The sequence below is a fragment of the Vibrio sp. 811 genome, from assembly GCF_033339195.1.
In genome coordinates this window covers 32,657-52,441 of record NZ_JAWOUB010000025.1, presented here as the reverse complement: position 1 = coordinate 52,441, position 19,785 = coordinate 32,657, and the positions used below count along the sequence as shown (strand labels likewise).

At 45.6% G+C, this 19,785-nt stretch carries 21 protein-coding genes; 3 read left to right on the top strand and 18 right to left on the bottom strand.

The window, feature by feature from the left end; all coding sequences use genetic code 11:
* Positions 1–106 precede the first annotated feature (106 nt).
* The 7 genes from rlmM to pomA all read right to left on the bottom strand — a co-directional run bounded on the left by rlmM (position 107) and on the right by pomA (position 7,001).
* On the bottom strand, positions 107–1,198 hold the full coding sequence (rlmM, locus tag R7Q46_RS22370; protein ID WP_017820611.1) for a 23S rRNA (cytidine(2498)-2'-O)-methyltransferase RlmM: 1,092 nt from the start codon (positions 1,196–1,198) through the stop codon (positions 107–109).
* Complete coding sequence (locus tag R7Q46_RS22365; protein ID WP_318077797.1) at positions 1,195–1,593, bottom strand: DUF423 domain-containing protein; 399 nt, start codon at positions 1,591–1,593, stop codon at positions 1,195–1,197. The genes rlmM and R7Q46_RS22365 overlap by 4 nt, the downstream gene beginning before the upstream one ends.
* Positions 1,583–2,206: an alpha/beta fold hydrolase gene (locus tag R7Q46_RS22360; RefSeq protein WP_137281757.1), complete on the bottom strand. Its 624-nt coding sequence runs from the start codon at positions 2,204–2,206 to the stop codon at positions 1,583–1,585. Before R7Q46_RS22360 ends, R7Q46_RS22365 begins: the two co-directional genes overlap by 11 nt.
* The gene (locus R7Q46_RS22355) at positions 2,187–3,107 is read right to left on the bottom strand and encodes a transcriptional regulator GcvA (protein WP_005383616.1); all 921 of its coding nucleotides are present in this window, start codon (positions 3,105–3,107) and stop codon (positions 2,187–2,189) included. The genes R7Q46_RS22360 and R7Q46_RS22355 overlap by 20 nt, the downstream gene beginning before the upstream one ends.
* Before the next feature lie 510 nt (positions 3,108–3,617).
* Positions 3,618–5,066: a tRNA uracil 4-sulfurtransferase ThiI gene (thiI, locus tag R7Q46_RS22350; protein ID WP_005383617.1), complete on the bottom strand. Its 1,449-nt coding sequence runs from the start codon at positions 5,064–5,066 to the stop codon at positions 3,618–3,620.
* 211 nt (positions 5,067–5,277) lie between these two features.
* The gene (locus R7Q46_RS22345) at positions 5,278–6,225 is read right to left on the bottom strand and encodes a flagellar motor protein MotB (protein ID WP_042521210.1); all 948 of its coding nucleotides are present in this window, start codon (positions 6,223–6,225) and stop codon (positions 5,278–5,280) included.
* 14 nt (positions 6,226–6,239) lie between these two features.
* Positions 6,240–7,001 carry a flagellar motor protein PomA gene (pomA, locus tag R7Q46_RS22340; RefSeq protein WP_005381564.1) on the bottom strand — a complete coding sequence of 254 codons (762 nt, stop codon included), beginning with the start codon at positions 6,999–7,001 and terminating at the stop codon, positions 6,240–6,242.
* 263 nt (positions 7,002–7,264) lie between these two features.
* On the opposite strand from pomA, the gene xseB reads away from it, so the two are divergent.
* The 3 genes from xseB to dxs are packed head-to-tail and all read left to right on the top strand — an operon-like array spanning position 7,265 to position 10,299.
* Positions 7,265–7,507 carry an exodeoxyribonuclease VII small subunit gene (xseB, locus tag R7Q46_RS22335; protein ID WP_017635682.1) on the top strand — a complete coding sequence of 81 codons (243 nt, stop codon included), beginning with the start codon at positions 7,265–7,267 and terminating at the stop codon, positions 7,505–7,507.
* 21 nt (positions 7,508–7,528) lie between these two features.
* On the top strand, positions 7,529–8,413 hold the full coding sequence (gene ispA, locus R7Q46_RS22330) for a (2E,6E)-farnesyl diphosphate synthase (RefSeq protein WP_017635683.1): 885 nt from the start codon (positions 7,529–7,531) through the stop codon (positions 8,411–8,413).
* 20 nt (positions 8,414–8,433) lie between these two features.
* Entirely contained in the window at positions 8,434–10,299 is a 1,866-nt protein-coding gene (gene dxs, locus R7Q46_RS22325) for a 1-deoxy-D-xylulose-5-phosphate synthase (RefSeq protein WP_138940416.1), read from the top strand.
* Between the two features lie 47 nt (positions 10,300–10,346).
* Here dxs and pgpA read toward each other — a convergent pair whose 3' ends face one another.
* From pgpA to crl, 11 genes are all read right to left on the bottom strand, one after another.
* Positions 10,347–10,853 (bottom strand): phosphatidylglycerophosphatase A, encoded by a 507-nt coding sequence (gene pgpA / locus R7Q46_RS22320; protein WP_031780838.1) that lies wholly within the window; start codon positions 10,851–10,853, stop codon positions 10,347–10,349.
* Between the two features lie 91 nt (positions 10,854–10,944).
* A complete protein-coding gene (gene thiL / locus R7Q46_RS22315) occupies positions 10,945–11,910 on the bottom strand; it encodes a thiamine-phosphate kinase (RefSeq protein ID WP_167415050.1) in 966 nt (321 codons plus the stop codon).
* A gap of 78 nt (positions 11,911–11,988) precedes the next feature.
* Entirely contained in the window at positions 11,989–12,456 is a 468-nt protein-coding gene (nusB, locus tag R7Q46_RS22310) for a transcription antitermination factor NusB (RefSeq protein ID WP_005381571.1), read from the bottom strand.
* Complete coding sequence (ribE, locus tag R7Q46_RS22305) at positions 12,456–12,926, bottom strand: 6,7-dimethyl-8-ribityllumazine synthase (RefSeq protein WP_005381572.1); 471 nt, start codon at positions 12,924–12,926, stop codon at positions 12,456–12,458. Before ribE ends, nusB begins: the two co-directional genes overlap by 1 nt.
* A 169-nt stretch (positions 12,927–13,095) precedes the next feature.
* A complete protein-coding gene (ribBA, locus tag R7Q46_RS22300; protein WP_005381573.1) occupies positions 13,096–14,205 on the bottom strand; it encodes a bifunctional 3,4-dihydroxy-2-butanone-4-phosphate synthase/GTP cyclohydrolase II in 1,110 nt (369 codons plus the stop codon).
* Positions 14,206–14,378: 173 nt separating this feature from the next.
* Positions 14,379–15,032 (bottom strand): riboflavin synthase, encoded by a 654-nt coding sequence (locus tag R7Q46_RS22295; protein ID WP_171344832.1) that lies wholly within the window; start codon positions 15,030–15,032, stop codon positions 14,379–14,381.
* An 8-nt stretch (positions 15,033–15,040) separates the two neighbouring features.
* Positions 15,041–16,168 (bottom strand): bifunctional diaminohydroxyphosphoribosylaminopyrimidine deaminase/5-amino-6-(5-phosphoribosylamino)uracil reductase RibD, encoded by a 1,128-nt coding sequence (gene ribD / locus R7Q46_RS22290; RefSeq protein WP_171344833.1) that lies wholly within the window; start codon positions 16,166–16,168, stop codon positions 15,041–15,043.
* A gap of 7 nt (positions 16,169–16,175) precedes the next feature.
* Positions 16,176–16,625 carry a transcriptional regulator NrdR gene (gene nrdR / locus R7Q46_RS22285; protein WP_005381578.1) on the bottom strand — a complete coding sequence of 150 codons (450 nt, stop codon included), beginning with the start codon at positions 16,623–16,625 and terminating at the stop codon, positions 16,176–16,178.
* A 206-nt stretch (positions 16,626–16,831) separates the two neighbouring features.
* On the bottom strand, positions 16,832–18,082 hold the full coding sequence (locus R7Q46_RS22280; RefSeq protein ID WP_017635685.1) for a glutamate-5-semialdehyde dehydrogenase: 1,251 nt from the start codon (positions 18,080–18,082) through the stop codon (positions 16,832–16,834).
* Positions 18,083–18,099: 17 nt separating this feature from the next.
* Positions 18,100–19,239, bottom strand: coding sequence for a glutamate 5-kinase (gene proB / locus R7Q46_RS22275; protein WP_017820604.1), 1,140 nt, complete (start codon positions 19,237–19,239; stop codon positions 18,100–18,102).
* 121 nt (positions 19,240–19,360) lie between these two features.
* Positions 19,361–19,750 (bottom strand): sigma factor-binding protein Crl, encoded by a 390-nt coding sequence (gene crl, locus R7Q46_RS22270; protein ID WP_005381584.1) that lies wholly within the window; start codon positions 19,748–19,750, stop codon positions 19,361–19,363.
* Positions 19,751–19,785: the final 35 nt, after the last annotated feature.

The following is a 19,785-nucleotide window of genomic DNA, read 5'->3' as shown; positions in this document are numbered from 1 at the left end:
TTTAAAATACAAAACGCCCGATGAAGTACATCGAGCGTTTTAGTTAAAAAGTGTCAACCCATATCAGGACGGGTCACACTACTCCCAAAAGACTAGGGGAATAAAGTTAGTAAGGTGAAATATTCGACAGACATTGGATATGAATCGTGATTTCTTCACGATCATGATACAAATGTTTAGCTTGTAGCTTGAACTTTACCTTATTATCAATGAGGAACTGCTTCAGATTTTCAAGGTCTTGCAGCACTTCGTCATAACGCCCTTTCATTGGCAGCTTAAGGTTAAAGATGGCCTCTTTTGCCCAACCTTTTAACAGCCACTGTCCCATCAGGTGAGCAACACGAGCTGGCTTTTCCACCATGTCACAAACAATCCATGTTACGTTCTTGCGGTCTGGTTCGAACTTAAAACCATCCACCATATGGTGCTTGATCTGGCCAGTTTCCATCAAACTGTCTGCCATCATGCCGTTATCAACGCAGTGAACGAACATTGAGCGCTTCACTAATTGGTACGTCCAACCGCCTGGACATGCACCTAAATCCACACCCCACATACCTGGTGCCAAACGCTCATCCCACTCTTCACGTGGAATAAAGACATGAAATGCTTCTTCCAGTTTAAGTGTTGAACGACTTGGGGCGTCTGCTGGGAATTTAAGGCGAGGGATACCCATGAAGAACTGTGAGTTGTTGTCAGTGTAAGAGTAACCAACGTAACAGTGGCCAGGCTCAACAAAGCAAATGTGCAGTACTGGTTTTTTCGCGTTATCTTTGTTCAGCATTAAGCCTTTGCCGCGCAACGCTTGACGCATTGGGACGGTAAACTTACGGCAGAATTTCAGTAGCTCTTTCGCTTCATTTGTATCTGGCGTTTCAATTCTCAAATCACCACAACGAGGGAATGCTTCGATGTCTGCTAGTTCATTCAAAATTGGACTAATTCGGTCATCACTTGGCAACGATTGAAACTCAGCTGCTACCGCAAACATTTGTCGAGCAAAAATTAAAGACTTAAAGTCTAAACCTCTCGCAAGTTTGTCGGCATCTCCATCTTGGTAACACTCGAAGACAACATAACCTGAGTTTCTCTTCACACGAGGGAAGCCATACACTTCCAACTGTGTCGCTTTGTCCTGAATTTCACCAGCACACTCTTTCTCAAAGCCAGAACGGCAATAGAGCATTAGTTGTTTCACTTGGAGACCTCTTTGATATTGAACGCAGCAAAAAAGAACAGACACCAACCAATCATGAACAGTAATCCTCCCACAGGAGTAATTGGCCCAAACCACTTAATGCCCGTCAGCGCCAGCGCGTAAAGACTGCCGCTAAAACAAAAGATGCCGATAATAAAGCAAATCGCCGCAATGAAAAAATATTTTTGTGCTTTTTGTCCCAAATTGAGCAGAAGCAGAATGGTACAAAACACAATCGCCAACGTGTGAATAAATTGATACAGAACTCCGGTCTCAAATACACCGAGCAAATAAGGGGCCAGTGTCGCTTTTAGCCCATGAGCAGCAAATGCTCCAAGAGCGACCGAAAGCAGCCCAGAAAAACCAGAGAATGAGAGTAACCACTTACTTTTCACTGTACACCTCTTTTATAAACGCCGCTAACTTCTCTATCGCGAGTGCAATGTTACCCACTTCAGTATGACCTGAGATCTTGCGCGGTTTGAAGCTGTGGTCACCATCAGGTAAAAAGCTCACCGTTACTTGTGACGAAAGGACGAAATCATCGAATTCCTCACGCTTACCAAAGGTGTCTCGTTCCCCTTGCAGAATCAGCGTAGGTTTCTCAATGGTTGCTAAGTGCTCGCCTTTGTATTTCTCTGGCTTTCCTGGCGGGTGAAATGGAAACCCTAAACAGGCAATGCCCGCCACCAGCTCATTTTCAGCCAACAAGCTCGACATACGACCGCCCATTGACTTACCACCAATAACCACGGGAGAAGAAGTAAAGTGAGCGATCACTTCGCTGTATGCTTCGAGCAACTTTGGCGCGCGATCGGGCGGACGCTTTTTGCCATCTTCCGAACGTTTCACCATGTAAGGGAAATTAAAACGCACTACACGAATACCTTGCTCCACTAATCCTTTGGCGACCGCTGTCATGAAATCATGCTCCATCCCCGCACCTGCGCCGTGAGCAAAAATAAACAGCGGTCCGTTTTCAGGTCCCTCAGCTATCCAGTGATTCATCCAATACTTCCTCTTGTTCTTTTCTCGCGGTTGCTAACATCCAGTCTCTAAACGTTGCGATTCGGCCCATATCTGCCTGCTGTTCATGACACACCACATAGAATGCATTCTTAGATATCAACACCTCGTCGAATGGTGCAATGAGTCGTCCGGCTTCCATTTCAGGTTTGGCGAGTACGTTGTTACCGAGCGCGACCCCCTGACCGTGCGCAGCAGCCTGTAGCACCATCGTTGAGTGACTAAAAATAGGACCGTGGTTTACGTTGATGCCTTCAATGTTGTAATGACGAGCAAACTGCTTCCAGTCTTTACGCGAAGTATCGTGTAACAAAGTATGTAATTTGAGGTCACTTAAAGATTCTAATGGTTTGTTACCCAAAAGTAATGAAGGTGAACAAAGTGGGATCAAAAACTCTTGGTACAATTTATCTGCTCGCAAACCTGGCCAGTTCCCACGGCCATAGTAGATCGCCACATCAACATCATCAGTCAGTGAGCCTTCATCCATATCTACGGCTTTAATACGTACATCGATATCGGGCTCTTGAGCATTAAAATCGGCCAAACGAGGTACAAGCCATTGGATAGCAAAACTCGGCGGTAGGCTAATCGTCAATGCCCCTTTTTCGCTACGTTCCAACACCTTATCTGTCGCTTCCGCAATCGAGGTGAAAATATCTTTGATATCGAGAAAGTAACTTTGGCCTTCTTCTGTTAACAACAAAGAACGATTACGTCGACGGAAGAGCTTCAATGATAAGAACTCTTCAAGCGCTTTAATCTGGTGACTGACCGCGGCTTGAGTAACAAATAACTCTTCTGCTGCTCGTGTAAAACTGAGATGACGAGCAGCCGCTTCGAAGACTCGAAGCGAATTTAATGGAGGCAATCTGCGAGACATATGGGACCTCTAATAGGATTAGTTTTTTTAATCTGAAACATTATAAAATGTCCGTTGTCGAACAGCCAGATAAATTCTATATTTCACCCCGCAACACGGGCCTGAACGGCTTGATTTCTTTGGAAATCAATTGGCTTCGTTGTTGCGATGTTGTGTTTGCAAACTCGTATTTCGAGTTAGGTAGATTTCTACCATAATGTTTTGTCCACACTCCCTGTGACAAAACATATACTTCCTGTATTTATTTTTGACCTGTCTGTCAAATTTGTTACACCGCCTAAATTAGGCGGTGTTTTTTTATCTATCAAAAATCTCATCCGCATATCTGGCAGCAATATCACTTTATTACTCTTCTTTCGGATTAATTATCGTTATATCAACACAAAGTGTATGGCTTTGCGATGAGCCTCAACATTATGCTAAGTAATGGTTGTCTGTAACGCGATCAAAAACAAAAAAGGCGCAAATTGATGTCTCAATTTGCGCCTTTTAACGTATTTTAACAGTCAGCTATGGACGGTAAACCTTTACGTTGCTGAAGCCTTGCTCTTGCAAGTAAAGCGCTTGCAGACGGCTCATCACACCGCGGTCACAGTAAAGTAGGTATGTCTTAGACTGGTCTAAGTCACCAAACTGTGTACCCAGCTTGTAGAAAGGGATATGTTTCACATCCACACCTTCGATTTCAAGTGGGTTATCGTCTTCCTCTTCAGGACTACGAATATCTAGCACAACCGCGTGCTCTTCTACCGCTTGAACTTGCTCTACTTCTGGTGCGGCTTGCTCAGACTCTTTCGCGATATCACGAATGTCCATCATGCGAGCTTCTTGAACCACTTGCTCAAGGATACTGAAGTCGAATTTCTCTTCTTCAGCTTCTAGCTTGCCTTTCACCGCTTTCACGGTTGGCTTCTTAGAGATAACACCACAGTATTCTGGCATTGTCTTTGCGAAATCTTCTGTGCCGATTTCACGTGCTAGATTGATGATGTCTTCTTTATCCCAGTTGATAAGTGGACGCAGAATCAGCGTGTCTGTTACGTTATCGATGTGGCGTAGATTGGTTAACGTTTGGCTCGATACTTGACCTAGCGCTTCACCTGTTACCAATGCTTCGATCTTCATCTTCTGGGCGATCATGCCTGCTGCACGCATAAACATACGCTTCAAGATCACGCCCATTTGGCCGTCATCGACTTTCTCTAGAATTTCCGCAACCACAGGTTCGAAATCAACTGAGATAAAACGTACTTTTGCTGAAGAACCGTATTTGTTCCATAGGTAGTGAGAAACCTGCTTAACGCCGATTTCGTGTGCTGGACCACCTAAGTTAAAGAAGCAGTAATGTACTTTTGAACCACGCTTGATATGAAGATAGCTTGAAACACCAGAGTCGAAACCACCCGAGATCAGGCTTAATACGTCTTCTTGCGTACCCAGTGGGAAACCACCTAGGCCTTTATGACGAGACAACACTTGATTTAGCTTGTCGTTCGAGACTTCTACCTTGATCGTCACGTCTGGGTTTCGTAGCTTAACACTAGCGCTTTCAATCGCTTGATTTAAACCACCGCCTACATAACGCTCTAGTTCAATAGAGGTAAAGTCATGCTTGCCACGACGCTTCGCACGTACAACAAAGGTTTTATTTTCGAGTGCAGCACGGTTGAGTTCTAGCACTTGCTCGAAGATATCGTGCAAGTCTTTAAATTCAGTTTGCTTCACTTCCAGTACGTGGTGAATACCTGGTGTATGAGTCAAAACCTCAAGAACTTCAGCGTGGAATTCGTTACTCTCAGAGGTCACTTCAATGTGATCACGACGGTTAAATACCGCGACAGACTCCGTGCGGCTCTTAATGATGTTACGAATGTTGCACTCTAAAATCTTTGTGAAGCGCTTACGCACAGATTCACTTTTTACAAAAATTTCTGGATGGGGCTTTACAATAAATTTCATAGTCTAATTCGCAGGTTAGTTTCGCAATCAACAAAGAGTGACACTCAACTTCAATACTTCATACGCAGTAAAACCGCGTTTCAGTCACAAAAAGTAGTCTGAGCTCACTTTTAAGGCGCAAGATTATACACCCAAGCGGATTGGAAAAACAAAAAAAGCGAGCAATCTGCTCGCTTTCTTATCTCTTTACTGACTTAAAACTAAAGCCTAGTTATTGAATTACTGGCACTTCTTCACTGTAGAGAGGCTCGCCTTGCATAATGCTGATTTCAACCCGTCGGTTAAGCGCACGATTTTCATCAGAATCATTCGGTAACAAGGGCTCCGTATCCGCCATGCCTCGTACTCTTAAACGTTGATGAGAGAAGCCTCTCACTTTCTCCATCTCTTGCGCGACTGATACTGCACGCTGAGAAGAGAGATCCCAGTTAGAACGATAAAGTTCCGAGTCTAGCGGTCGATTGTCTGTATGACCAGATACTCGAACAATGCCTGGCACGTCTTTTACTAGCTCTGCAATCTGACGAACTAAAGGACGAAACTTAGGCTGCAAGAAGGCCGAACCTTCTGGGAATGCACCTTTTTCACGCATACGTATAACAATCTGCTGACCGAGGTTTTCAACTTCAATGGCGCCTTGCTCAATCTCTCGCTCTAAGGCTTTCTTGATGCTTTCCATCAAGGTTTCCATCTCTTGCGACATCTCTTTAGATTGCTGTTGTTGCATGTCCGCTTCGGCAGATTCATTGTTTTGAGTTGACGTTTCTGGCGATTGCCCACCCGTTAACTTGCCTTCATCACGTTTTGTGCCACCAGCTCGATCAGACTCTCCTTCATGGAATTCAAGCGTCTGCTGAGTGATGTCCATGGTTTGCTGCATGATAACATCAATCGGAGTAGGTTCCGGCCTACCCGGTCGAAACTCTTGGGCAATAATGCTAGTGCCTTTGGGAATGTCTTTCACTTCAAGCTGATTTTGCACACCGAAGGCAAATTTCATTGATCCTGCAATTTGTTTGAACTTCAGTACATCCATCTCAGAAAACGAGAGCAGAAGAACAAAGAAACACATCAGCAGCGACATCAAATCTGCGAATGTCCCCATCCATAACGGGAGGCCAGGTGGCGGACAATCGCATTTGTTATCTTCATCATCCATCACGACTCTCCAAGTTACTCGTCAATCTCAAGGGCACGTTTACCTTCATTGAGGTAGTTCTTCAAGTAACTATCGATCACTCGCGGGTTTTGGCCATCTTGAATCGCTAATACACCATCCATGATCAAACGGCGATTTAGCGTTTCTTGGTCACGGCGAAGAGAAAGCTTATCCGCAATAGGGAAAAACACCATATTGGACAGGATCGCGCCATACAATGTGGTCAAGAGTGCAACGGCCATTGCTGGTCCAATCGCTTTAGGGTCATCCATGTTTGAAAGCATCGCAACAAGACCAACCAAGGTGCCAATCATTCCCATCGCAGGAGCAACGTCGCCAAAGGCGCGAAATACGCCAGTACCTTGCGTATGTCGTTCATCCGTAAGCGCGATGTCTTTTTTGAGTGCCGCTCTCACAACGTCGGCATCATGGCCATCAACCAGTAGATCAATGCCTTTCTGCATGAATGTGTTGTTTATTTCCATCTCTTCAAGAGCAAGAAAACCACCTTTACGCGCCGCGTCGGCCATTTCCACAATTTTTGCGATCAGGTCTTCGGGTTCATCCGCTTTAAACATGAAGGCTTTGCCAGCAATCTTTGTCGCACCAAAAAACTGTCCCATTGTGAACTTCATCAACACGACGAATATTGAGCCACCAACGACAATAAGGATCGACGTGACATCGACAAACATGCCGATGCTGCCACCAAGCACCATCGCCATAATGACGAATGCAAAACCACCAATCAAACCTAATAGGGTTGCTAAATCCACAAAGCACTCCTCACGCTATACTCAAATACTGCCATTGGGCGGATTATTACCTGTATCGACAACTCGCGCAGAATTTTTAGAAAAATCTTAGCTAATGGATCACAAATTACACCTAACAACCTCAACCAAAATATGGGGTTTCACCGCTTAGACTCGTTGAACGCTAATTTTGTGACAATTATATAAGGTTAAATTTGACCAAGTTACTAGGCTAAGGTAACTTTCGTGCATCTTACCCGAGGCTTGATTAAGGCAGAAAAAAGATGGCGGTCAAGAAACCAGAAAACATGACCTTTGAAGCAACCATTGAAGAGCTTGATAGCTTGGTTGATCAATTAGAAAATGGCGATCTTGCTCTAGATGATGCCCTGCGTAAGTTTGAACGAGGCATTGCCTTAGCTCGTGCAGGCCAAACTAAATTAAGCGACGCCGAACAGCGCGTGAGCATTCTTCTTAATGAAGATGATGAAGCACCACTGAGTGACTTCAAACCAGATTCAGAATAACAATCAGTAGTGAGCAATGTGATGCAACAGACATTGACGTCTTTTCAACAAAGAAACAATCAGCAATTGAATTTGTGGCTCGATCAGCTTCCATATCAAGAGCAGCCATTGATTCAAGCAATGAAATACGGCCTTTTGCTAGGTGGAAAACGCGTTCGCCCTTTTCTTGTTTACATCACAGGTCAAATGCTCGGCTGTAAACCTGAAGACTTAGACACCCCCGCCGCTGCTATCGAATGTATACATGCCTACTCACTCATTCATGATGATCTGCCAGCCATGGACGATGATGAACTGCGTCGAGGTCAACCAACTTGTCATATTAAGTTTGATGAAGCAACCGCAATACTGACAGGTGACGCACTACAAACTCTTGCCTTCACTATTATTGCTGATGGTCAATTAAGCCCGGCGGCTGAAGCTCAACGCATCAGCATGATCAAAGCCTTAGCGCATTCCTCTGGTGCCAGCGGCATGTGTGTAGGGCAAGCCTTAGATTTAGGCGCGGAAAATCGCCAAGTTTCTCTTGAAGAAATGGAAGAGATACACCGTAAAAAAACCGGAGCTCTGATTGATTGTGCGGTAAAATTAGGTGCATTAGCTGCTGGTGAGAAAGGTATCGAGGTTCTACCTCAATTGGAGCGCTACTCAAAAGCAATTGGTTTGGCGTTTCAGGTTCAAGACGATATTCTTGATATCATCAGTGACACAGAAACACTGGGTAAGCCTCAAGGTTCCGACCAAGGTCTGAATAAGAGCACTTATCCTTCCCTGCTGGGTTTAGAGGGAGCCATAGAGAAAGCTCACACTCTGTTACAGGAAGCACTTCAAGCATTGGAAGCTATCCCATACAATACCCAGTTACTCGAAGAGTTCGCCCGATATGTCATCGAGCGCAAAAATTAACACTATAAGCGCGCATTTATATGACTCTTGATATTTCAAAGTACCCAACACTGGCGTTAGCAAATACACCGGAAGAATTACGTCTTCTTCCGAAAGAAACATTACCAAATCTGTGTGATGAACTGCGAACGTATCTGCTAAATTCAGTGAGCCAATCTAGCGGACACTTAGCGTCTGGCTTAGGCACCGTAGAGCTAACTGTCGCTCTGCATTATGTTTACAACACCCCTATCGACAAATTGATCTGGGATGTTGGTCATCAGGCTTACCCGCATAAAATCCTCACCGGACGTCGCGATAAAATGCCAACAATTCGCCAAAAGGATGGTCTACACCCTTTCCCTTGGCGTGAAGAAAGTGAATATGACACCTTATCTGTCGGCCACTCTTCGACATCGATTAGTGCAGGTCTTGGCATGGCCATCAGCGCACAAAAAGAAGGTAAAGGTCGCAAAATCGTCAGTGTGATTGGTGATGGCGCAATTACAGCAGGCATGGCATTCGAAGCCATGAACCACGCTGGCGACGTTCATCCTGATATGTTGGTGATTTTGAACGACAACGAAATGTCGATTTCAGAAAACGTCGGCGCCCTGAATAACCACCTTGCGAAAGTACTTTCTGGCAGCTTGTACACTTCTATCCGTGAAGGCGGTAAAAAAGTGTTGTCTGGTGTTCCACCTATTAAAGAGTTGGTTCGCCGTACGGAAGAACACCTCAAAGGCATGGTAGTGCCTGGTACTCTGTTCGAAGAGTTCGGCTTTAATTACATTGGCCCGATTGATGGACACGACGTCAATGAACTCGTCAAAACGCTAAAAAACATGCGTGAGCTCAAAGGCCCTCAATTCCTACACATCATGACCAAGAAAGGCAAAGGTTATGAGCCTGCCGAGAAAGATCCTATCGGCTACCATGGTGTTCCTAAATTCGATCCAACGCATAATTGTCTGCCGAAGAGCAGTGGCGGTAAGCCAACTTACTCAAAGATCTTCGGTGACTTTTTATGTGACATGGCGGCCCAAGATCCTAAGCTAATGGCAATTACGCCAGCAATGCGCGAAGGATCAGGTATGGTGCGTTTCTCAAAAGAGTACCCAGACCAATACTTTGATGTGGCGATTGCTGAGCAGCACGCTGTGACACTGGCAACAGGCATGGCAATTGCGGGCGATCATCCAATCGTTGCTATCTATTCGACTTTCTTGCAACGTGGTTATGACCAATTGATCCACGACATCGCGATCATGGACTTACCAGTGATGTTTGCGATCGACCGCGCAGGTCTCGTTGGCGCAGATGGTCAAACTCACCAAGGTGCGTTCGATTTGAGCTTTATGCGCTGTATTCCGAACATGGTGATCATGGCGCCAAGCGACGAAAACGAGTGCCGACAAATGCTTTACACTGGCCATAAACATGCTGGCCCGAGTGCGGTTCGATACCCTCGTGGTAGCGGCATGGGCGTAGAAATCGAAACTGAGTTTACAGCGTTAGAAATCGGTAAAGGGCGCATGGTTCGCCAAGGTGAAAAAGTTGCTATTCTGAACTTTGGTACTTTCTTGGGTAACGCGCTAGAAGCGGCAGAATACCTTAACGCCACTGTTGCTGATATGCGCTTTGTGAAGCCGCTCGATGAAGCATTAATTCGTCAATTAGCCGCAGATCATGACGTGCTCGTGACGTTAGAAGAAAATGTTATCGCGGGTGGTGCTGGTGCTGGTGTCGTTGAGTTCATGATGAAAGATAAAATCATTAAACCTGTGTTGAACCTAGGTTTACCAGATGAGTTTATTCATCAGGGAACACAAGATGAACTGCATGAAGAGCTTGGTCTCGATGCAAAAGGAATTGAAAAATCCATCTTGGATTATTTAGCAAAATAGAATGTAAAAAGGGATGCTCATAACATCCCTTTTTTTACGGTCAACGTTTAATTCATCCAGCCCGCATATTTTGCGACTAGAAACAGGGCAACACCGGCCATAACTCCCGCCACGATATCATCAACCATAATACCCAGCCCACCGTGAACTCGCTTATCTAGCCACCCAATTGGCCAAGGTTTTACCATATCGAAAAAACGAAACAAGATGAAGCCAGTGATCAACCACTTCCATTCAGTGAGTGGAATATTCAGCGCAGGTACAATGCTCATCGTAATCCAAAAGCCCGCAAACTCATCCCATACGATTGAACCATGATCATGCACCTTCATGTCTGCAGACGTCACTTGGCATATTTGAATGCCGATCACACACGAAATCAGAACAACAATGACATACGCCGTAAATGGTAATTGTGCCAACAACAAAAAGAAAGGCACGGCCGCCAGTGTGCCCATTGTTCCAGGGATAAACGGGGATAATCCACTGCCAAAACCCGTCGCCAATAGATGCCACGGGTTCTTTAATGAAATCAGAGAAAGAGGGTTGGTCATATCCTTAAACCTATACTGCTAGTTTGGTTTCAATCGTCATGCCTGCGAGTTACTCAATAGTAACAGGCTCTTGGCTAGAGCTTAGCTCAGATCATTTAAAGTGGTCGAAGCCACTTAAGTCCCAATCAAGTGGTTGATTGTTATCATGCAGCTCGAAGGTTCCATTTGGTCGGATTTGACCAATACATGTGACCTTACAGCCAGTATGAGACAAAGCGCTTTGTAACGAGCCTCGATTTTGCTCCGGCACGGTAAAACACAACTCGTATTCTTCGCCACTTGCTAAAGCATACTGCTGCGCGCTGATCTTATCATCTAAAAACTGGACTAATTCTGAAGAGATCGGTAGCTGAGAGACATCAATACTAACCCCAACCTGAGATCGCTGTAAAATGTGCTTAATATCAGAGATTAAACCATCTGAAATATCTATCGCCGACGAGGCTAAGCCAACAAGAGCTTGTCCAGCAAGCACACGCGGAGAACTAAGATAATGAGCTCGCTCTAGTGCTTCCGCGCCGGCTCTGCTGCGCAGAGAGTCATCTAGAATCACATCCAAGCCAGCTTTTGCATCGCCAAGGTTTCCCGTTACATATACCCAATCCCCAGGCTTGGCTCCGGAACGTGTGAGAGCTTTACCTTCAGGAACAAAACCTTGCACCGTTAGAGTCAGACACAATGGCCCTTTGGTGGTATCACCGCCTATTAACTGAATACCATAGTAATCAGCCAGTTCGAAAAATGCATCACAGAAAGGTGCAAGCCATTCTTCATCTGGCTCAGGCATCGTTAATGCGAAGCTCACCCACGCAGGCGTTGCGCCCATCGCAGCCAAATCACTGATGTTAGAAGCCAATGCTTTGTGTGCGACCCATGCTGGGTTCGCGTCGGCTAAGAAATGCGTTCCAGCTACCAATGTATCCGTGCTAATCGCAATCTGAACATTAGCTGGCGCTTTGACCAAAGCGCAATCATCACCAGCGGCTAGATGGACATCTTTACGTTGGCTCTGACGACCGACGAAATACTTGTCTATCAGATTAAATTCACCAGACATAATTCACTTACTTTTTGATGTAAAAGCTTTTGATACAAAAAAGGTCAGCATGTGCTGACCTTTTCATTGAAGAAATCGTTATTTCTTACGAATGTGAGGTGCTGCTTTATCAAGTACACCATTCACAAACTTGTGGCTATCTTCTGCTGCAAAAACTTTTGCAAGTTCAATCGCTTCATTGATAACAACTTTGTAAGGAACATCTTCGCGACGAGTCATCTCGTACATAGCAAGGCGAAGAAGAGCAAGTTCCATCATATCTAAATCCTGCATAGGACGAGAGATGTATGGACGAATTTTGCTATCTAGCTCAGCGTGGCTAAGTACAACACCGCTTAATAGTTCACGGAAGTAAGCTACGTCTGTCTCTGGAGCAGCAAGCGCTGGCTCAGATGCATGAAGTTCTTCTTCATCGTATTTGTCGCCAGACAAAAACTGTTCTTCAATCTTGGCAACATTCTCTTTAGTAATTTGCCATGAGTAGATCGCCTGTAGAGCGAATTGACGTGCGTTACGACGTGCGGCTGGTTTCACACTGGCCCCCATTAGGAATCAATTTCAGATAGTACATTAATCATTTCAAGTGCGCTTAGTGCAGCCTCTGCACCTTTATTACCAGCCTTGGTTCCTGCGCGTTCAATCGCTTGATCGATCGTATCAACAGTCAAAACACCAAATGCTACTGGAATGCTGAATTCCATAGACACTTGTGCTAGACCTTTGTTCATTTCACTACAAACATAGTCAAAGTGAGGCGTTCCACCGCGAATAACAGACCCTAGAGAAACAATAGCGTCGAATTTGCCAGTTTTAGCAACACGCTGAGCTACTAGAGGTAGTTCTACGGCACCTGGACAACGCACAACCGTGATGTTGTCTTCGCTTACTTGTCCGTGACGCTTTAGTGTATCGATCGCACCAGAAAGTAGGCTTTCGTTAATAAAACTGTTGAAACGAGAAATAACGATAGCAATTTTTGCATTTGGCGCTGGGAAGCCACCCTCGATCACTTTCATAAGCTTTCCTTTAACTCTATTTATAAGTGAAATATGTTCATCAAGTGAGAATCGCCGGATTCTAGCACAAATTTGTGAGCAATATCTAATGGAAATTGGAGGCAAATCACCGGTTCCTAGCCATTGACGAGTTAAGCACGTCAAAGACTAGGAACTTATTGTTCGGTTGTTACTCGCAGACGTACTCAACAACGTTCAGACCAAAACCACCTAACGCGTGGTACTTTTTGTTGGTCGATGACAGAAGGCGCATATCATGTACACCGAGATCCGCAAGAATCTGTGAACCAACGCCAACACGGCGAGACGTGCCTTGTTTTTTAGCAAGCGTTGGGGCTTCACCTTTGTCTTGCGCTTCGAACATCTTCACGCGATGAATAAGTAGATCGGTCGATTCTTCATGGCCAAGAACAACCAGCACACCGCCTTCTTCACCAATGCGTTTCATTGCCTTATCTAGTGTCCAGCTGCGCTCTGCATTACGATCGCTACGTAGTAAGTCGGTAAAAACGTCTTGAAGATGAACGCGAACCAGTGGCGCTTTTTCTTTCAAATCGCCCTTGCACATTGCGTAGTGCACTTGGTTATCAATGGTGTCTTTGTACGTGACTAACGTGAACTCGCCAAACTCTGTCGGTAACTTGCACTCTGCCACACGTTCAATCGTTGTCTCAGTGTTATTGCGGTACTCAATTAGGTCGGCAATAGTGCCCAATTTAATACCGTGCTTCTCTGCAAAGATCTCTAGATCTGGGCGACGAGCCATCGTGCCGTCGTCATTTAAGATCTCAACAATCACCGATGCTGGCTCTAAACCAGCAAGACGAGCCAAATCACAGCCAGCTTCAGTGTGACCTGCGCGAGTCAGTACACCGCCGTCTTGAGCTGCGAGAGGGAAGATGTGACCAGGCTGCACCAAATCCGCAGCTTTAGCGTTTGGCGCGACTGCTGCTTGAACGGTACGTGCGCGATCTGCGGCTGAAATACCAGTCGTTACCCCTTCTGCTGCCTCAATCGAAACAGTAAAGTTGGTGGTGTATTGCGCATTATTGTCTTGCACCATTGGTGGCAGACCTAGACTTTCGCAACGATCTTTGGTCATGGTTAAACAAATCAGGCCACGGCCATAGGTTGCCATAAAGTTGATGGCTTCCGGCGTAATATGCTCGGCAGCCATGATCAAGTCACCTTCATTCTCGCGGTCTTCATCATCCATTAGGATGACCATTTTGCCCGCGCGAATATCATCAATAATTTCTTGTGGCGTACTGATTGGCATAGTCTGTTATCCCGTTATTCTAAATTTGTTATTGCGACAGCAATGAAAAATTACGTTGCAGTGAATGCTAGTTAGGTCAATAGTTTGAGCTTTGCATTAAGCAAGTCAATGAATCTCGCGGTGTTCTGTGAGTCTGCTCTTTATCGCATGCCTCACGCAGCCACTCCCAAGACTTATGCAAAACCGTTTTGCTGTAAAAAGTCCATCGTGATACGAGACTCGGCCTTATCTTCTTGTTGTCCTTGCAGTAAACGCTCCATATAACGCGCAAGTACATCAACTTCTAAGTTGACTTTGCGCCCCACTTGAAACTGGTCAATCGTAGTTTCTTCACTCGTATGAGGAACGATCGTCAGCTTAAAAGCATTTTTACGTAAGTCGTTGACGGTTAGGCTAATACCATCAACAGTAATCGAGCCTTTCTCTGCAACGTACTTGCTAATTTCCGCAGGCATTGCAACCCAAAACTCTATCGCACGGCCAACTGAATTGCGTTCGACAATTTCACCAACCCCATCGACATGGCCAGAAACGATATGTCCACCCAATCGCGTTGTTGGCAACATGGCTTTTTCTACATTCACCTTATCGCCTACTTGGTATTCAGCAAACCCAGTTTTCTTCAAGGTTTCTAATGACAGATCAGCACTGTAATAGTGGCTTCCGAAGTCAACTACCGTTAAGCAAACACCATTGGTCGCAATGCTATCGCCTAACTTAACGTCTGACATATCAAGCGTACCCGTTTCAACCGTGACGGTGATGTCTTCGCCCTTCGGCGTAATCGCAGCTAACTTGCCAACTGCTTCTACTATTCCTGTAAACATACTATTTCTTATCTAATTTCATTACGTTTTATGGTGGCGGTGATGCGAATGTCTACCCCAACCATACGAACGTCTGTAATGTTTAAATCTATGACGTCAGCCATAGCGCTTAACCCTAAAGCACCGATAAGCCCCCGACCATCGCTGCCCATGAGTTTTGGCGCAAGGTAAACAATGAGCTCATCTACAAGATTAGCCTTTATCATCGCACTCGCTAGCGTAGCTCCAGCTTCAACCCATAAGTGATTGATGTGGTGCTCATCCGAGATACGTTTTAATGTCGTTGATAAGTCAATTTGGTGAGCGCTGTCCAATAGAGGGATACAGTCTCCATCAGAGCGAACAATAACTCGTTCTCCATCGGTATGGAACAGCTTGAGCGCATCAGTTAAATGGTTCTGACGGTCTAAGATTACACGTACTGGTTGACGAAGCTCTTCTTGTAAATACTGCGCTTGAACACTATTAGGTAAGTCATCCCAGCGCACATTGAGTGATGCATTATCATCAATCACCGTTTTGCTAGTAGAAAGAATGCCACCACTTATCGCTCGATAACGCTGCACATCTTGGCGGGCCGCTGGGGAGGTGATCCATTGGCTCTGACCATTACTGAGTGCGCTTTGCCCATCCAAACTGGCTGCCATTTTTAATTGAACAAACGGCATGCCTGTACGCATGTACTTTATAAAACCAGGGTTAAGGGCAAGGGCATCTTGCTCTAACAAGCCGATTTGTACTTCAATTCCGGCATCACGTAACATCTGGATGCCGCGACCTGCAACTTTCGGGTTTGGGTCTACCATGGCGCAAACCACACGTGCCACTTTGGCTTTAATCAGCCCTTCGGCACATGGCGGTGTACGGCCGTAATGAGAGCAAGGTTCTAGCGTCACATAAGCGGTTGCACCAACTGCTTTTTCACCCGCCATGCGCATCGCGTGCACCTCGGCATGCGGCTCACCAGCACGATGGTGATAACCTTCACCGACAATTTCTTCATCACGAACGATGACACACCCTACATTTGGATTAGGGGCGGTGGTATAAATGCCACGTTTCGCTAACTTAATAGCTCGTGACATCATGGCGAAATCTAAATCAGAAAACGCTCTTTCAAGAGTGTGTTGAGTCATGAGCTACTCAGTCTTCTAGGCGGGCAATCTCTTCGCCAAACTCGCGAATATCTTCAAAGCTGCGGTAAACGGAAGCGAAACGAATGTAAGCCACCTTATCGAGCTCTTTGAGCTGGTCCATGACTAAATTACCAATCATTTCACTCGGAACCTCTCGCTCACCCGTCGCACGCAGTTGTGATTTGATCATACTGATCGCTAACTCTATAGAATCGGCACTCACTGGGCGTTTCTCTAAAGCGCGTTGAATACCGCCAACCATTTTATCTTCATCAAATGGTTCACGGTTGCCATTCGATTTGATCACTTTAGGCATCACTAACTCTGCGCTTTCAAACGTAGTGAAACGCTCGCTACACGCCAAGCACTGACGGCGACGTCGAACTTGATGGCCATCAGCCACTAAGCGGGAATCAATAACTTTGGTATCGTTCTCGGAACAAAAAGGACAATGCATATCACCTCCATATCTATACCAAAATAACCTCATGAGCAATCACGGATAACCACGCGTTCATGGTTATACGGACTCTATTAAAGCTATTTGGGTATAACGCTTTCAAACCGAAATAAAAGCTCATGTAGTGTAGCGGAATTGGTATGTTAGACAAAACAAAAAGGGGCGCAAAGGCCCCTTTTTCACTCAAGATCTCGTCGAATGTGTTAACTGCGTGCTAAGTAGTTCGCTTTACCAACCCACTTGTAGCTAGTTAGCTCTTCTAAGCCCATCGGACCGCGTGCATGTAGCTTTTGCGTAGATACTGCGACTTCTGCGCCAAGGCCAAATTGCGCACCGTCTGTAAAGCGCGTTGAAGCATTCACATAAACCGCCGCCGAACCGACAGAATTGATGAACAGCTCTGAGTTTTCCAAGCTATTGGTCATGATCGCATCTGAGTGGCTCGCGTTATGGACACGCATATGATCAATGGCATCTTTCACATCAGACACAACTTTTACACCAAGAGTGTAGCTCAACCATTCCGTATCAAAGTCACCTTCAACAGCATCGCGAATTTGTGTTGCTTGAGGCATCAGTGCTTTTGCCTTAGGCTCTGTCACGAAGGTCACTTTATCGTTCATGCGCTCTACGATCATTGGTAGGAATTGCGCTGCAATTTTTTCATGCACGAGCAGCGTATCTAATGAGTTACACGCAGATGGACGTTGAACTTTAGAGTTCTCAACCACATTCAGGGATTTCTCTAGATCAGCGGATTCGTCGACAAAGATATGGCTGATACCAAAGCCACCAATAATCACCGGAATCGTGCTGTTTTCTTTACACATTTTGTGTAGGCCAGCACCACCGCGTGGAATGATCATGTCGACGTAATCGTCCAACTTAAGCAATTGAGAAACAAGCTCACGATCTGGTTTTTCAATGTACTGCACAGAAGCGGCTGGAAGGTTCGCCTTTGCGAGCGCAGACTGAATAACCTTCACTAATTCCATATTCGAGAAAAAGGTCTCTTTGCCACCACGTAAAATGCTTGCGTTGCCGGTTTTCAAGCACAACGCTGCGATATCAATGGTTACGTTTGGACGCGCTTCATAAATTACGCCCACGACACCAAGCGGCACGCGACGACGAGACAGTGACATCCCATTTTCCAGTACCTTACTGTCTATTTCGCTGCCTACAGGATCGTTCAAGCTAATGACGTTGCGAACATCATTCGCAATTGCAGTCAATCGTTCTTCATTAAGCAAAAGGCGATCGAGCAGCGCATCGGTTAAACCCGCTTCACGGCCAAGTTCGATGTCTTTAGCGTTTGCCGCCAAAATAGCAGCAGAGTTTGCTTCTAGCTCATCAGCAATGATGGCTAATGCTTGGTTTTTTTGCGCAGTTGACGCTGTCGCTAATTCGAAAGCTGCATCTTTAGCAGCTTTACCCATATTCGTTAAATCCACTTTGCTTCCCTCTAATTCTATTCCTGAATGACGACCAAATCATCGCGGTGAATCACCTCAGAGCCATAATCATGACCCAAAATAGAGATGATATCTTTACTGTGCTTACCCGTAATTTTAGTTAGGTCATCACTTGAGTAGGCGCTGATGCCACGAGCCACCAACTTACCGTGAGCGTTTGTTACACGCGCCACTTCGCCTCGTGCGAAGTCACCACTAACTTTGATGACCCCTTTAGCAAGTAGGCTACTGCCCTTGCCGACCACAGCATTGACTGCACCATCATCAATAATGATGTCGCCCGATGCCGCAGGTCCCGCTAGAATCCAGCGTTTACGGTTCTCTAAGGCTTCAGCGCAAGGTAGGAAGCGCGTGCCCTGAGGTTCAGCACTTAAAGAGTCAAAGATAACATTCGGCGCACTACCAGCAGCAATAATAACCTCTATACCTGCGCGGCGAGCGATGTCTGCGGCTTGCAGCTTCGTTGCCATACCACCAGTACCCAATGTTGTACCGCTTCCACCTGCGATTTTACGCAGCGTATCGTCGATGGTTTTTACTTCCTTGATAAGCTCTGCGTTCGGATCTCTACGAGGGTCAGCAGTAAACAGACCTTTTTGGTCCGTTAAAAGCAAGAGCTTATCTGCACCACATAAAATGCCTACCAAAGCGGAAAGGTTGTCGTTATCGCCAACTTTAATCTCGCTAGTCGCAACGGCATCATTTTCGTTTACGATAGGAACAATATCGTTCGCAACGAGCGCATTAATAGTGTCACGCGCGTTAAGGAATCGCTCACGATCTTCTAAATCGGCACGGGTTAGTAGCATTTGGCCGATCTTGATACCATAAATACCAAACAAAGACTCCCATGTTTGAATCAAGCGACTCTGCCCCACCGCGGCAAGTAACTGCTTACTCGCCATCTCGTTGGGCAATGCGGGGTAACCAAGATGCTCACGGCCTGCTGCAATCGCACCAGACGAAACCATTACGATTGAATGGCCTTGTTTTTTAAGCTCAGCACACTGGCGTGCTAACTCAACCATGTGTGCACGGTCGAGTGCCAGAGTGCCGCCTGTCAGCACACTTGTACCCAGTTTCACAACGACAGTTTGTGGTTGTGAAACAACTGCATTTTGTTGATTCGTTGTCATGATGTCTTCTGAATTGAAAAACAAATAAAGAGAGGATGTTTTAACAATCAAATAGGGAATTAACAAGAGAAAAGGTGCGTTTTCGCACCTTTTTGTTTGGTATTAAATGAAAACAACCAAATTAAGCGAAATCGAAAGACTCCGTGTGATATTCGACTTCTAATTTGAAGTGTTCTTCTAAAGTATCAACCAGCTTTTGATGGAATGTGCTCTGCGTGAGATACACTTCCTCTACCACTTTTTTGGGAAGGGCTTCAGATACCCATTGCCCTTCTTTGTTGTACTTGCCAATATGATATTTAGCAGTAAAGCCTCCCTCGATGGATTCCAAATCCATCCACCAGCCCCAAAATTCACGCTTCTCAGGCGATTTTTTGTCGTCTACACATACAGATAAACAATCAAAATAATAGCGCCCTTCTTGCGATTGTGGTTCGCGCAGGTAAGGCCCTATCGCCTTCAACTTTGACATCAAGCGAAAGTGAGTCGGGCCCTGAGTCGTCTCTGACATATGAATCTCCGTTTTCATAGTTAAAAGTAAACACC